The organism is Pseudomonas sp. FSL R10-1339 (genome assembly GCF_009600545.1).
GTDB classification, from domain to species: Bacteria; Pseudomonadota; Gammaproteobacteria; order Pseudomonadales; family Pseudomonadaceae; genus Aquipseudomonas; species Aquipseudomonas bubulae.
This window is the reverse complement of record NZ_WIVQ01000016.1, coordinates 56,963-70,482: the sequence shown is the minus strand read 5'-3', so window position 1 is coordinate 70,482 and position 13,520 is coordinate 56,963. Positions and strand designations below refer to the sequence as shown.

The following is a 13,520-nucleotide window of genomic DNA, read 5'->3' as shown; positions in this document are numbered from 1 at the left end:
GCCTAACCCGCGCTGGCGCCATGGTCCCGGTCGGTGAGTGGGGCGATCGCGTGCTCAAGGCATTCCGCCAGGAATGGGAAGCCCATGGCGGCACCGTCGTTGGCGTTGAACATATCGACAAACCTGTAGCCCTCGCCCAGCAAGTGGCCGATCTGGTGCAACTGCGCAAAAACGGCGGCTCGAGCGAACCAACGCGTCGCCAGGACATGCAGTTCCTGTTCCTCGCCGCGACCCCGCAGCAGGCCCAGCAGATCAAACCCACGCTGAACTACCAGTACGCAGGTGATCTGCCGGTATACGCAACCTCCCACGTATTCAGCGCCAGCGGCGACCAGAACCAGTACAACGACATGAACGGCATCCGTTTTTGCGAGACCCCCTGGCTCCTCGACCCGAACAACCCGCTACGCCAGCAAGTGACCGCACAATGGCCGCAAGCAGGCGGCAGCCTGGGCCGCCTGTATGCGATGGGTATCGACGCCTATCGCCTGGCACCGAGCCTGGGCCAGCTTAAAGCCCTGCCCGACAGCCGGATCGACGGTATGTCCGGCAGCTTGAGCATGAGCCCGACCCAACGTGTAGAACGTCAACTGCAATGGGCCGAATTCGCCAATGGCCAGCCTCAACGCCTGCCGGCTACCGCCAACTGATGCCCGAACGCTCAAGCCAGCAAACTGGCAAGGATGCCGAGCGCCTCGCGCTGCGGCATCTTGAGCAACAGGGTTTGCGCCTGCTGGCACAGAACTGGGCATGCAGGCGCGGCGAGCTGGATCTGGTCATGCTTGACGGCGATACAGTAGTATTCGTCGAAGTTCGTTACCGTCAACATGCGCAATGGGGTGGCGCACTGGCCAGTATTGACGGCCGCAAGCGTCAAAAACTGATACTTGCCGCCCAGCATTTCTTGCAGCAACAGACACGCTGGGCCAATCACCCGTGCCGCTTTGACGTGGTGACGATGGACAGCACAACACCCCGACTGAACTGGCTACGGAATGCCTTTGACAGCCAGTAGCGCTGCCAGGCCGATTCCAGCTCCCTTTTTCAACGATTTTGCTTTGCTTTGCGGGCTGCACATTCTTGTGCCGGGAAGTCACCCAGGAACACCTGGTTCACGCCCGACCAGCCGCCCTACTTAAGGTCACATAGATGGACATGCAATCCCGGATTCGCCAGCTTTTTCAGGCCAGCATCGACACCAAGCAGCAGGCGATGGAAGTGCTTGCCCCTCATATCGAGCAAGCCAGCCAGGTGATGGTTAACGCACTGCTCAATGAAGGCAAGATGCTCTCGTGCGGCAATGGCGGGTCGGCAGGCGACGCCCAGCACTTCTCATCCGAGCTGCTCAACCGCTTCGAGCGCGAGCGCCCGAGCCTGCCTGCCATCGCACTGACCACCGACACGTCGACGATCACCTCGATCGCCAACGACTACAGCTTCAACGAAATCTTCTCCAAGCAGATCCGCGCCCTGGGCCAGCCCGGCGACGTGCTGCTGGCCATTTCCACCAGCGGCAACTCGGCCAACATCATCCAGGCCATCCAGGCGGCCCACGATCGCGAAATGATCGTGGTCGCAATGACGGGCCGTGATGGCGGCGGCATGGCCTCGCTGCTGCTACCCGAGGACGTGGAGATCCGCGTTCCTTCCAGCGTCACTGCACGCATCCAAGAAGTCCACCTGCTGGCGATCCACTGCTTGTGCGATCTGATCGACAGCCAACTGTTCGGGAGTGAAGAATGACTTTAAATCGCCTAGGCCTGGTAGCCCTGACCCTGTGTCTTGGTCTGACCGCCGGTTGCAGCTCGGTACTGACCGCTACCCGCGACACCCCTATCGAGGATGATCGCGGCACCCGCACCTTCGGCAGCAAAATCGATGACTCGCTGATCGAAACCAAGGTCGCCGTGAACGTGGCCAAGGCCAATCCGGATCTGGATACCGGTTCGCACATCGTCGTCACCAGCTACAACGGTATCGTGCTGCTGGCCGGCCAGACCCCGCGTGCAGACCTCAAGGCCCAGGCCGAACAGGCGGCAGCTTCAGTCCAGCGGGTGAAAAAGGTCAACAACGAGCTGCAGGTCATGGCTCCTTCGTCAATCCTGGCGCGCAACAACGACGCCTGGCTGACCACCAAAATCAAGACCCAGATGCTGACTGACAGCGCCATCCCTGGCTCACGCATCAAAATCGTGACCGAGAACGGTATCGTCTACATGCTCGGCCTGGTCACCAAACAGGAGGCCGCCCGCGCCACCAGCCTGGTGCAAGGTGTTTCCGGGGTGCAGAAAATCGTCAAACTGTTTGAGTACATCGACTGACGGCCACGGCTGCCAGACACAAAAAAGGCGACCTTTTCAGGTCGCCTTTTTTATTACTTCACCACTTTCAGGCTTGGCCGACCTGTAGGTCGCGGCGGCTCGGATCCTGGCGGCGGACTATCGTCACCCGGCTCAACCTCGTCATCAGCCTCGAGAGGCTCTTCCAGGTCAAACACCATGCCCTGACCGTTCTCACGGGCGTAAACGCCCAGAATGGCTGCAATAGGCACGTACAAGGTGTGTGGTACACCACCAAAGCGCCCTTCAAAGCTTACTGCTTCGTTGTCCATGTGCAATTGACGCACGGCGGTTGGCGAAACATTGAGGACAATCTGCCCGTCACTGGCAAAACCCGCAGGCACTTGCACCTTGGGGTAGTCAGAGTTAACCAGCATGTGCGGAGTGCAGTCGTTATCAACGATCCACTCGTAGAGCGCACGCACCAGATAAGGTCGACTTGAATTCATCGAGGGCTCCTAAAGCTTTAGCGCATGTCGCGTTCGACACCAGACAGACTCGCCTGGAAAGCCTCACGCGCAAATTGGCGCTCCATATAGTCGAGCAGCGGCTTGGCTGGCCGCGGCAATTCAATACCCAAAACAGGCAGACGCCAGAGTATCGGCAATAGACAGCAGTCGACCAGACTTTGCTCATCACTGAGGAAAAAAGGTTTGTCGGCAAATAATGCAGAAACACCCGTCAGGCTCTCGCGCAACTCCTTGCGGGCTTGCACGCGCGCCGGCTCCTTGGTCCGCGAATCAAGAATCAGGTCGACCAGCGCACACCAGTCGCGCTGAATACGATGAATCAGCAGACGGCTATTGGCCCGTGCCACCGGGTACACCGGCAACAGCGGCGGATGCGGATAGCGCTCATCCAGATATTCCATCACCACAGTCGACTCCCACAACGCCAGGTCACGATCGACCAGGGTTGGCAGGCTGCCGTAGGGGTTCACTTCGATCAGCTTCGGCGGCTGACGGCCCGCCTCCACACTGATGATCTCGGCGCTGACACCTTTCTCTGCGAGCACAATGCGCACTCGGTGGGAATAGTGGTCGGCGGGGTCGGAGTAACAGGCCAACCGATTGGTCACGCCCATGGCGGTCCTCCTCGCTTGTTGAAATTATCGGGAGCGGAAAAACGAACGCGCCCAAGGAAAGCCTCTGATAACCACAGGCCAGGTGACTGGCAAGGTCATTGACCCCGCCTGTCACCCGCCCTGCACTGTTACCTTTTCAGAGACACCCTTGGGCGCGCACGATTAACAGCATTGCGTGTAACTATATCAGTGCACATCTTTCCAGTATTCGCGCTTGAGCAGATAAGCGAATACAAAAAGGAAGGCCAGGTAGATCAGCACGTAAGTACCGATGCGCTGATGCTCCAGCTTCACCGGGTTGGCCGAGTAGGCCAGGAAGGTCACAAGGTTCTTGATCTTCTCATCGAACTGCTCTTCAGTCAGGGCGCCGGTTTTTGGCAGCACTGTCAGCTGGTCGCACGCTTCATGGGTCAAAGGCGTGCCGGTGAGCGGATCATACTGCTTCTTGCCGTCTTCGACGATCTGTACTTGCTTGCAACCGATAACCTGACGACCCTGCAACGGTGCCAGCACGTTGGGCATGCCCACGTTCGGGAACACTTTGTTGTTCACACCCCAAGGGCGCGACGGGTCTTCGTAAAAGGCACGCAGGTAGCTGTACAGCCAGTCTGTGCCACGCACACGGGCCACCAGTGTAAGGTCAGGCGGTGCAGCACCGAACCAGGCCTTGGCATCGTTGGGCTGCATGCCGATGTTCATGTGGTCGCCAATCTTGGCACCGGTGAACACCAGGTTATCGAGCATGACCTCATGGGGAATGCCCAGGTCATCAGCGACCCGCTCATAACGCTGGAACTTGGCACTGTGACAACCCATGCAGTAGTTGGCGAACGTACGCGCACCATCCTGCAGGGCCGCCTTGTCAGAAACATCGATGTCGACCTTGTCGAGCTGCACGCCTTGCTCTGCCGCAAAGGAGAACACAGGCATTACCGCGAACATCAATACAGCAAATAGCTTTTTCATCAGCCAGTCACCCTTTCCGGAACCGGTTTGGTCTTCTCAAGCCTGGTGTAGAACGGCATCAGAATGAAGTAGGCGAAGTACAGGAACGTACACACCTGCGACAGCAGCGTGCGGCCCGGGGTAGGAGCCAAGACACCCAGCACACCCAGAATCACGAAGGAGATGCAGAACACCCACAGCCATACCTTGCTCATCCAGCCTTTGTAGCGCATGGATTTGACCGGACTGCGGTCAAGCCACGGCAACACGAACAGCACGGCAATCGCGGCGCCCATGGCAATCACGCCAAGCAGCTTGTCCGGGATGGCACGCAAGATCGCGTAGAACGGCGTGAAGTACCAGACAGGGGCAATGTGTTCCGGCGTTTTAAAGGCGTTAGCCTGTTCAAAGTTCGGTTTTTCCAGGAAGTAACCACCCATTTCCGGGAAGAAGAACACAATCGAGCAGAAGATAAACAGGAATACCACTACGCCGACGATATCTTTCACGGTGTAGTACGGGTGGAAGGGAATGCCATCCAGCGGTATGCCGTTTTCGTCTTTGTGTTTCTTGATATCCACGCCGTCCGGGTTGTTGGAGCCAACTTCGTGCAGGGCAAGAATGTGCAGCACCACCAGGCCCAGGATTACGATAGGCAAGGCCACGACGTGAAGGGCAAAGAAGCGGTTGAGGGTAATACCGGAGATCAGGTAATCACCACGAATCCACTGGGTCAGGTCGTTACCGATAACCGGGATCGCACCGAACAGCGAAATGATCACCTGGGCGCCCCAGTAGGACATTTGCCCCCAAGGCAACAGGTAACCCATAAAGGCTTCAGCCATCAGGGCCAGATAAATCATCATGCCGAACAGCCAGACCAGCTCACGGGGCTTCTGGTAAGAGCCGTAGAGCAGGCCGCGGAACATGTGCAGGTAGACGACGATAAAGAACGCCGATGCACCGGTAGAGTGCAGCAAGCGCAGGATTGAACCGTATTCGACGTCACGCATGATGTATTCGACAGAAGCAAACGCCTCTTCTGCCGATGGCGTGTAGCTCATGGTCAGCCACACACCGGTAACGATCTGGTTGACCAGAACGAGCAGTGCGAGAGAACCAAAGAAATAGAAGAAGTTGAAGTTCTTCGGAGCGTAATACTTGCTGAGGTGGTCTTCCCACATTTTGGTGGCGGGGAAGCGGGCATCTACCCAATCCATGAACTTGCTCATTACGCGTTCTCCCCATCGAGGCCAACGACGACAATGTTGTCCGTCTCATAGTAGTACGGCGGCACTGGCAGGTTCAGCGGCGCTGGCTGGGCCTTGTACACGCGGCCGGCCAGATCATAGTGCGAACCATGACAAGGGCAGAAATAGCCGCCTACCCAGTCCTTGCCAAGATCAACCGGCGCGACCTCGGGACGGAACGTAGGCGAGCAACCCAAGTGGGTGCAAATACCGATCAACAACAGAATTTCTGGCTTGATCGACCGCAGCTCCGGATTTACATAAGCAGGCTGATCAGATTGCTTGGAATCCGGGTCAGCAAGCTGCCCTTCAATCTTCTTCAGATTTGCCAGGATTTCCTCGGTGCGACGTACGATGAATACCGGCTGGCCACGCCATTCAGCAATCATTTGCTGACCTGGCTCAACCTTTGCAATATTCACTTTCACCGGTGCGCCAGCGGCTTTCGCCTTGGCACTGGGAAACCACGACCCCACGAACGGGACCGCCGCCCCCACCGCTCCTGCAGCACCCACCACGGATGTGGCTGCTACGAGGAAGCGACGCCGGCCGACATTTACGCCGTCATTGCTCATTCAGTCCTCTCCCATCAGCTTTGTGGCCTGTTAAATCAGGCATCTACTAAATATGCATCTATTACTTATAAAAATTTTGCAGAATGGTAATGAAAAGCCCCTAGTCTTACAAGGTAATTACCGCTCTGGGGCGGCTACAGGCCTTGTAGTATAGGCGTTTGCTGGATGTGGCAAGTTGTCACACCGCTAAATCATCGCCCATAAAAAAAGCCCAGCTCCCGAAGGAGGCTGGGCTTTTTTGAACGAAGCTGCGAATTAACGCTTCGAGTACTGCGGACGCTTACGCGCTTTACGCAGACCGACTTTCTTACGTTCAACTTCACGAGCATCGCGAGTAACGAAGCCAGCTTTGCGCAGAGCGCCACGCAGGGTTTCGTCATACTGCATCAGTGCGCGAGTGATACCGTGGCGGATTGCGCCAGCTTGACCACTTACACCACCACCGATCACGGTGACGTAGATGTCGAATTTCTCGACAGTCTCAGTCAGTTCCAACGGCTGACGAACTACCATGCGGGCAGTTTCGCGACCGAAGAAATTCTCCAGAGTGCGGTTGTTGATGGAGATGTTACCGGTACCCGGACGCAGGAAAACGCGAGCGGTTGCGGTTTTACGACGGCCAGTGCCGTAGTTTTGAGTCGCCGACATAATGAACTATTCCGTTAAAACTTCAGTTCTTGGGGCTGCTGAGCAGTATGAGGGTGAGCAGCGCCCGCATAGACTTTCAGCTTACGGTACATGTCGCGACCCAGTGGGTTTTTAGGCAGCATGCCTTTAACCGCGGTCTCGATCACGCGCTCAGGAGCTTTGGCGATCAGCTTTTCGAAGTTGATCGACTTAATCCCGCCCGGGAAACCGGAGTGAGAGTAGTACATCTTGTCAGTGGTTTTAGCACCAGTAACACGGATTTGCTCAGCGTTGATAACAACGATGTAGTCACCGGTGTCAACGTGCGGAGTGTATTCCGGCTTGTGCTTGCCACGCAGACGGCTCGCGATCTCGGTGGCCAGACGACCCAGGGTCTGACCAGCAGCGTCGACGACAAACCAGTCGCGCTTTACTGTTTCTGGTTTAGCAGTAAAAGTTTTCATTCTTTATAGCCTCAGGGGCCGCCCTGTAAATTAGACGGCGGATCTTACTGAATAGTGCGTACTTTGACAAGTCAAAGGCAGCCGGATACAGACGCTATCGGGGGCTCGGGTCAGCGCGTCCGTTCAACGGCAAGATTCTTCGGCAGGCGGCGCATCACTTCCACTGCAGAAAGAGGTGGGCAATTATCCAGATTGCGCAAAAAATTACAACCTGCTTTTATGTTTGTTTACCCGAAGGAGCACCCGATGGACTACCGAAAGCTTGGCCGTACCGATCTGAAAGTAAGCGCAATCGCCCTCGGGACCATGACCTGGGGTGAACAGAACACCCAGGCCGAAGCCTTTGAGCAGATCGCCTGCGCCAAAAATGCCGGCATCAACTTTATCGATACCGCCGAAATGTACCCGGTGCCACCCAAGGCCGAAACCTACGCCACCACCGAGCGTTTTATCGGTAACTGGTTCAAGGAACGCGGTGATCGTGCCGACTGGGTGCTGGCGAGCAAGATCGCCGGCCCCGGCAACGGCATCGACTACATCCGTGACGGCCACCTCAAGCACAACCGCAGCCATATCGTGCAAGCCCTGGACGCCAGCCTCAAGCGCCTGCAAACCGACTGGATCGACCTCTACCAGTTGCACTGGCCCGAGCGCAGCACCAACTTCTTCGGCCAGTTGGGTTACACCCACAACGCCGACGAAGACTTCACCCCGCTGGAAGACACTCTCGAGGCACTCGACGAGCAGGTCAGGGCCGGCAAGATCCGTCACATCGGCCTGTCCAATGAAACGCCGTGGGCCACCATGAAGTTCCTGCAACTGGCCGAAAGTCGCGGCTGGCCGCGCGCCGTATCGATCCAGAACCCCTACAGCCTGCTCAACCGCAGCTTTGAAGTGGGCCTGGCGGAAATCGCCATTCGCGAACAATGCGGCCTGCTCGCCTACTCGCCCCTGGCGTTCGGCATGCTCTCGGGCAAGTACGGTGGCGGCGCCCAACCACCAAAAGGCCGCCTGACCCTCTACAGCCGCTTCTCGCGCTATTCAAACCCGCAGGCCGTGGCTGCCAGCGAGCGTTATGTGGCACTGGCCCGCGAACATGGCCTGGACCCTGCGCAAATGGCCCTGGCCTTCGTCACCCGACAACCGTTCGTCACCAGCAATATCATTGGTGCCACGACCATGGAGCAACTCGAAAGCAATATCGCCAGCTTCGACCTGAAACTGTCGGATGAGGTGCTGGCCGGTATCGACGCCATCCACAAGGACCAGCCAAACCCGGCACCTTGACCCACCGCCCCCTTGCGGGAGCGGGCTTGCTCGCGATGCAGGCGACGCGGTGTTTCAGAGAAACCCCATGGATGCCATCGCGAGCAAGCCCGCGGCTACAAAAGCAGCAACCTCTGGACACACAGGAAAAAACATAAGACGATCCAGCCGTAAGTTGACCAATTTCACCTATAAGAATAATTAAAATATGTCTATGTCTAATCAACTCTCCACGCCGCTGCGGCGTGTCAGCATTTTGGCCATCGATCGGGTTTTCGCGTCGACCCTGATGCATGCCAAGGATTTCTTTCACCTCGCCAGCCTGCGTCACGGCAAGCAGCTGGGACAAGGCCTGACCCCCACTTTCGAGACACGCCTGGTCAGCCCCGACGGCAAACCGGCCACCAGCTTCAGCAATGTGGTGCTCCCTGTGGACGGCGGCCTGGAGGATAGCGACATCATTATCCTGCCGGCCTTCGGTGACGATTTCGACACCCTCTGCCAGCGCTATCCGCAAGTACTGCCCTGGCTGCGCGAACAGCATGCCCGTGGCGCTGTCCTGTGCGCTGAAGCCACCGGAGTCTTCTGGCTCGCTGAAGCCGGGCTGCTCGATGGCAAAGAGGCCACCACCTACTGGCGTTTCTTCGACACCTTTGCCCGGCGCTACCCCCTGGTGCACCTCAACCAGGACAAACACCTTACCGACGCCGACAACCTCTATTGCGCCGGCGGGCCTACCTCAGCCTGCGACCTCTACATTTACATGATCGAGCGTTTTTGCGGCGCCAATATCGCCCAGGCCGTGGCCCGCGACATCCTTTACGAAGTACAGCGCAATTACACCCCGGGGCGCATCGGCTTTGGCGGCCAGAAGCTGCACCAGGACGTGATCATCCTGCAAATCCAGCATTGGCTCGAAGAGCACTTCGCCGACAAGTTCCGCTTTGAAGATGTCGCCCGCGATCACGGCATGAGCATCCGCAACTTCATGCGCCGCTTTCAGCTGGCCACCGGCGACAAACCCTTGCACTACCTGCAACGCCTGCGCATAGAAACCGCCAAGGGCCTGCTCTCGGCCACCCGCAAAAGCATCAAGACCATCAGCTATGACGTGGGCTACGACGACGCAAGCTTCTTCGCGCGTCTGTTTCGCCAACACACAGAGCTTTCACCAAACCAGTATCGTCAGCAGTTCCTGCATGCAGGCCTCAATCAGGTCGCTTAAATCTAAGCGTTGTACTACACACCAAGCGGAACAATCTGATTTCTCCGCCAGCCCAAAAAGCCTCTGATGAAATGCCCTCCAACCAGGGGCACTCACAAGAAGAGGCTTCACCGGCCACTGGCGGAGGTACGCAGCATGGCGCAAAGACTCAATCACAACTCCCTGCCCATCCTTTCCATAGGAGCCCTGGGTGGCACCGTGAGCATGCGCACAACACAGCCCGGCTCAGGCGCACAACCCGTGATCACTGGCGAAGCACTGCTTGACGGCATTTCGCAGCTGCACGAAGGGCTGGACGTTCATATCGAGACCCTGTGCCTGGTTCCCAGCGCCTCCCTGGATTTCAATCTGCTGCTTGAAGTGCTGATCTGGGCCCAGGAGCAAGTGAAGCTGGGCGCGCTGGGCATCGTCATCACCCAAGGCACCGACACCCTGGAAGAAACTGCATTCTTCCTTGACCTGTTATGGGATGCCGATGTGCCACTTGTGCTGACCGGCGCCATGCACCCCAGCGATCATCCCGGCGCAGATGGCCCCGCCAATCTGCTGGATGCCTCCAGGGTTGCGCTCGATACACAGAGCCGCAAGCGAGGCGTTCTAGTGGTAATGAACGGCCAGATTCACCAGCCGCTGCATGTGCGCAAATGCTCATCAATAACGCTGGACGCCTTCAACTCGCCGTTTTTCGGCCCTGCCGGGCTAATGCTCGAAAATCGCGTGCTTTATCTGCGCAAAGCCTGCGCACGCACTGTCCTGCCCATGCCCCGCAGCATTCATCACAAGGTCGCATTGCTGCCAGCAACACTGTCTGCCGACACGGTACTGCTGGAGCATGTGCTGGCCCTGGGGTATGACGCGCTGGTGGTCAGTGCTTTCGGGGCCGGGCATGTCAGTGTCGAATGGGTCGACCTGATCGAACAGGTCACCACGGAAATTCCGGTTCTGGTGGCGTCACGAACAGGTTCAGGCCCCACCGCCGAAGCGTCTTACGGGTTTATCGGCAGCGAGATGGACCTGATCGACCGCGGCGCGCTGATGTGCGGGTTTCTCTGCCCGTACAAGGCGCGGATCCTGACATGGCTGCTGATAGGTTGCGGGCATGCCCGCGACATTGCCAAGTACGTGCAGCGCCTGGGGTTCAAGGCCGCCGAGGCCTGAGGCGGGCATAAAAAAGGCCTGCAATGCAGGCCGTTTTTTTGACTAGGGTTTGTGCGCCCGCGTCAGATATTCATGGGACTGCATTTCCAGCAAACGGCTGAGGGTACGCTGGAACTCGAAGTTCAGGCGCCCGCCCTTGTAAAGGTCTTTCAGCTCGACTTCAGCCGAGATGATCAGCTTGACGTTGCGGTCGTAAAACTCATCGACCATGTTGATAAAGCGTCGGGCGATGTCGTCCGTTTTCACTTCCATCTGCTCTACACCGCTGAGGATTACAGCGTTGAAGATCTTGCCAAGCTCGATGTAATCATTCTGGCTGCGCGGGCCGTCGCACAACTCGCGAAACTCGAACCAGGCCACATCATCACAGGTACGCAAGGCACGGATGGTGCGGTTCTCGATGATCAGATCATCGTTTTCGATCGCCCTGTTGGAGTTGTGAGTCAGCGCCTTGAAGCTTTCTCTCAAGCTCTTCTCGGACTCTTCGTTCAACGGAAAGTGAAACAGTTCGGCCTGCTCAAGGTGACGCAAGCGATAGTCGACGCCGCTGTCGACGTTGACGATTTCGGTGTTCTGCTTGATCAGCGCAATGGCGGGCAAGAAGCGCGCACGCTGCAAGCCGTCCTTGTACAAACCGTCAGGCACAATGTTCGACGTAGCCACCAGGGTGACACCGTTTTTGAACAGTTCTTCCATCAAGGTGCCGAGAATCATGGCGTCGGTAATGTCCGACACAAAGAATTCATCAAAGCAGATCACCCGCGCCTCGTCAGAAAAACGCTTGGCGATAATGGTCAGCGGGTTCTTTTCGCCATTGAGGGTGCGCATTTCTTCATGCACGCGCTTCATGAAGCGGTGGAAGTGGGTACGCACCTTCTCCTTGAACGGCAGGGCATCGAAAAACGTATCGACCAGATATGTCTTGCCACGGCCTACACCGCCCCAGAAGTAGAGGCCCTTGACCGGCGTCTGCTCCTTTTTGCCGAACAGCTTGCCGAAAAGGCCCGGCTTGCTCTGCAAGGAAGCGACCAGGTCGTCGTACAGGCGCTGCAAATGGCGCACAGCGTTTTCCTGCGCGGCATCGTGGAAGAAGTCCGGGCGTTTCAGATCTGCTTGATATCGTTCTAGAGGCGTCATAATTCGTTAGCAAGGCAACAAAAACGGGCCGACACTGTAGCGACGACCCTTGGGAATGGCAATCAAACCTGAGACGAAACGTCGCACTTTCTCAGTCTTGAACGGGTACCAGCGCAAGGCGCAACGCTTCGATTGCCTCATCTCTGGCTGTGGCATCGGCAAATACCGGACTGTCAGCCACGCAGGTGTCGCCCAGCCAGACACTGAAGCTCAACGCGTCACTGCGCACATCCAGAGGCTCGCCGGATTGCAGCTGCTTGGTCACCTGACCGGCGGTTTTACCGTCGGCAAAGCTGCGCGACAGCAGCAATTGTTCGCCAGCAGCGGCCAGCAGGCGGAAACGGAAGCTGCCGTCTTCGTCGCGGAAGCTGACAAAGCGCGGGCCCTTGGCGGCTTTCTTTTTGCTCGCAGCAGTGGTTTGCGCGGCACTGACAAACGAGCGCAAGCCAACGGCTTCACGCAATTCGACAAGGAAAGGCGCTGCGATCTTGCGAGCTTTTTGGGCGCCAGCCAGCAGGATGTCTTCCATATCATCAGGACGCGACATCAAGTCGTGGTAACGCTCGCGGGACTCGCCCAGCTCGGCGTCCAGCAGCTTGAACAGGCGCTCTTTCGCTTCGCCCCAGCCCAGGCCCTGCAACAGCTCGCTGCGGAACTCAACCGACTGCTCAGGCGTGGAGAATGCCTGGTACAGGGTGAACAGGTGCGAGTTGTCCGGATCCTTCGCCTCGCCCGGTGCACGGGAGTCGGTAACGATGCGCGAAATCGCGCTTTTCATGTCCTTGGCGCTGCTGAACAACGGAATGGTGTTGTCATAGCTCTTGGACATCTTGCGACCGTCCAGACCCGGCAAAGTGGCCACGCTTTCTTCGATCAGCGCTTCGGGCATGGCGAAAAACTCTTTGCCATTGCCGAACAGGTGGTTGAAGCGCTGGCCAATGTCACGGGCCATTTCAACGTGCTGGATCTGGTCACGCCCCACAGGCACCTTGTTGGCATTGAACATCAGAATGTCCGCAGCCATCAGCACCGGGTAGCTGTACAGGCCCATGGTGATGCCCGCATCCGGGTCTTCGCCGTTTTCCAGGTTCTTGTCTACCGAGGCCTTGTAGGCATGGGCCCGATTGAGCAGGCCCTTGGCCGCTACGCAGGTCAGCAGCCAGGTCAGCTCGGGGATTTCCGGAATATCGGACTGACGGTAGAAGGTCACACGCTCGACATCAAGGCCGGCCGCCAGCCAGGTTGCAGCGATTTCCTGACGCGAACGCTGGATGCGCAGCGGGTCATCGCACTTGATCAGGGCATGGTAGTCAGCCAGGAAGTAAAACGAATCGGCGTTGGGGTCGCGGCTGGCCACGATCGCAGGGCGGATGGCCCCGGCGTAGTTGCCCAGGTGCGGCGTACCGGTGGTGGTGATGCCGGTGAGGATACGAGTACGAGAGGTCATGGG

At 57.7% G+C, this 13,520-nt stretch carries 16 protein-coding genes; 7 read left to right on the top strand and 9 right to left on the bottom strand.

Going from position 1 to position 13,520, the window contains the following annotated elements:
* From GHO03_RS07875 to GHO03_RS07860, 4 genes are all read left to right on the top strand, one after another.
* Positions 1-650, top strand: a 650-nt coding sequence (locus GHO03_RS07875; RefSeq protein WP_178110293.1) for a penicillin-binding protein activator, incomplete at its 5' end; no start/stop codon positions are given.
* Complete coding sequence (locus tag GHO03_RS07870) at positions 650-1,015, top strand: YraN family protein (protein WP_095001544.1); 366 nt, start codon at positions 650-652, stop codon at positions 1,013-1,015. The genes GHO03_RS07875 and GHO03_RS07870, both read left to right, overlap by 1 nt.
* A 134-nt stretch (positions 1,016-1,149) precedes the next feature.
* Positions 1,150-1,743 (top strand): phosphoheptose isomerase, encoded by a 594-nt coding sequence (locus GHO03_RS07865; RefSeq protein WP_095001545.1) that lies wholly within the window; start codon positions 1,150-1,152, stop codon positions 1,741-1,743.
* On the top strand, positions 1,740-2,321 hold the full coding sequence (locus GHO03_RS07860; RefSeq protein ID WP_095001546.1) for a BON domain-containing protein: 582 nt from the start codon (positions 1,740-1,742) through the stop codon (positions 2,319-2,321). Before GHO03_RS07865 ends, GHO03_RS07860 begins: the two co-directional genes overlap by 4 nt.
* A 53-nt stretch (positions 2,322-2,374) precedes the next feature.
* On the opposite strand, the gene GHO03_RS07855 is transcribed toward GHO03_RS07860, so the two are convergent.
* From GHO03_RS07855 to rplM, 7 genes are all read right to left on the bottom strand, one after another.
* Positions 2,375-2,788: a ClpXP protease specificity-enhancing factor gene (locus GHO03_RS07855; protein WP_095001547.1), complete on the bottom strand. Its 414-nt coding sequence runs from the start codon at positions 2,786-2,788 to the stop codon at positions 2,375-2,377.
* A gap of 17 nt (positions 2,789-2,805) precedes the next feature.
* Entirely contained in the window at positions 2,806-3,423 is a 618-nt protein-coding gene (locus GHO03_RS07850) for a glutathione S-transferase N-terminal domain-containing protein (RefSeq protein ID WP_016779514.1), read from the bottom strand.
* Positions 3,424-3,609: 186 nt separating this feature from the next.
* The gene (locus GHO03_RS07845; protein ID WP_095020341.1) at positions 3,610-4,389 is read right to left on the bottom strand and encodes a cytochrome c1; all 780 of its coding nucleotides are present in this window, start codon (positions 4,387-4,389) and stop codon (positions 3,610-3,612) included.
* On the bottom strand, positions 4,389-5,600 hold the full coding sequence (locus GHO03_RS07840) for a cytochrome bc complex cytochrome b subunit (RefSeq protein WP_016779512.1): 1,212 nt from the start codon (positions 5,598-5,600) through the stop codon (positions 4,389-4,391). The genes GHO03_RS07845 and GHO03_RS07840 overlap by 1 nt, the downstream gene beginning before the upstream one ends.
* Positions 5,600-6,193 (bottom strand): ubiquinol-cytochrome c reductase iron-sulfur subunit, encoded by a 594-nt coding sequence (petA, locus tag GHO03_RS07835; RefSeq protein WP_083369776.1) that lies wholly within the window; start codon positions 6,191-6,193, stop codon positions 5,600-5,602. Before petA ends, GHO03_RS07840 begins: the two co-directional genes overlap by 1 nt.
* A 255-nt stretch (positions 6,194-6,448) precedes the next feature.
* Positions 6,449-6,841, bottom strand: a complete 393-nt coding sequence (rpsI, locus tag GHO03_RS07830; RefSeq protein WP_003216038.1) for a 30S ribosomal protein S9 — start codon at positions 6,839-6,841, stop codon at positions 6,449-6,451.
* Positions 6,842-6,855: 14 nt separating this feature from the next.
* Positions 6,856-7,284: a 50S ribosomal protein L13 gene (gene rplM / locus GHO03_RS07825; protein WP_007917032.1), complete on the bottom strand. Its 429-nt coding sequence runs from the start codon at positions 7,282-7,284 to the stop codon at positions 6,856-6,858.
* 246 nt (positions 7,285-7,530) lie between these two features.
* Between rplM and GHO03_RS07820 the strand changes: the two genes are divergently transcribed.
* From GHO03_RS07820 to GHO03_RS07810, 3 genes are all read left to right on the top strand, one after another.
* Positions 7,531-8,571 carry an NADP(H)-dependent aldo-keto reductase gene (locus GHO03_RS07820; protein WP_095020340.1) on the top strand — a complete coding sequence of 347 codons (1,041 nt, stop codon included), beginning with the start codon at positions 7,531-7,533 and terminating at the stop codon, positions 8,569-8,571.
* 268 nt (positions 8,572-8,839) lie between these two features.
* Positions 8,840-9,775 (top strand): GlxA family transcriptional regulator, encoded by a 936-nt coding sequence (locus GHO03_RS07815; protein ID WP_169916835.1) that lies wholly within the window; start codon positions 8,840-8,842, stop codon positions 9,773-9,775.
* A gap of 135 nt (positions 9,776-9,910) precedes the next feature.
* Positions 9,911-10,933 carry an asparaginase gene (locus GHO03_RS07810; protein WP_153399523.1) on the top strand — a complete coding sequence of 341 codons (1,023 nt, stop codon included), beginning with the start codon at positions 9,911-9,913 and terminating at the stop codon, positions 10,931-10,933.
* A 42-nt stretch (positions 10,934-10,975) separates the two neighbouring features.
* On the opposite strand, the gene zapE is transcribed toward GHO03_RS07810, so the two are convergent.
* Positions 10,976-12,070: a cell division protein ZapE gene (gene zapE / locus GHO03_RS07805; protein ID WP_153399521.1), complete on the bottom strand. Its 1,095-nt coding sequence runs from the start codon at positions 12,068-12,070 to the stop codon at positions 10,976-10,978.
* Positions 12,071-12,161: 91 nt separating this feature from the next.
* A complete protein-coding gene (locus GHO03_RS07800; RefSeq protein WP_095001552.1) occupies positions 12,162-13,517 on the bottom strand; it encodes a tryptophan--tRNA ligase in 1,356 nt (451 codons plus the stop codon).
* Between the last annotated feature and the right edge of the window lie 3 nt (positions 13,518-13,520).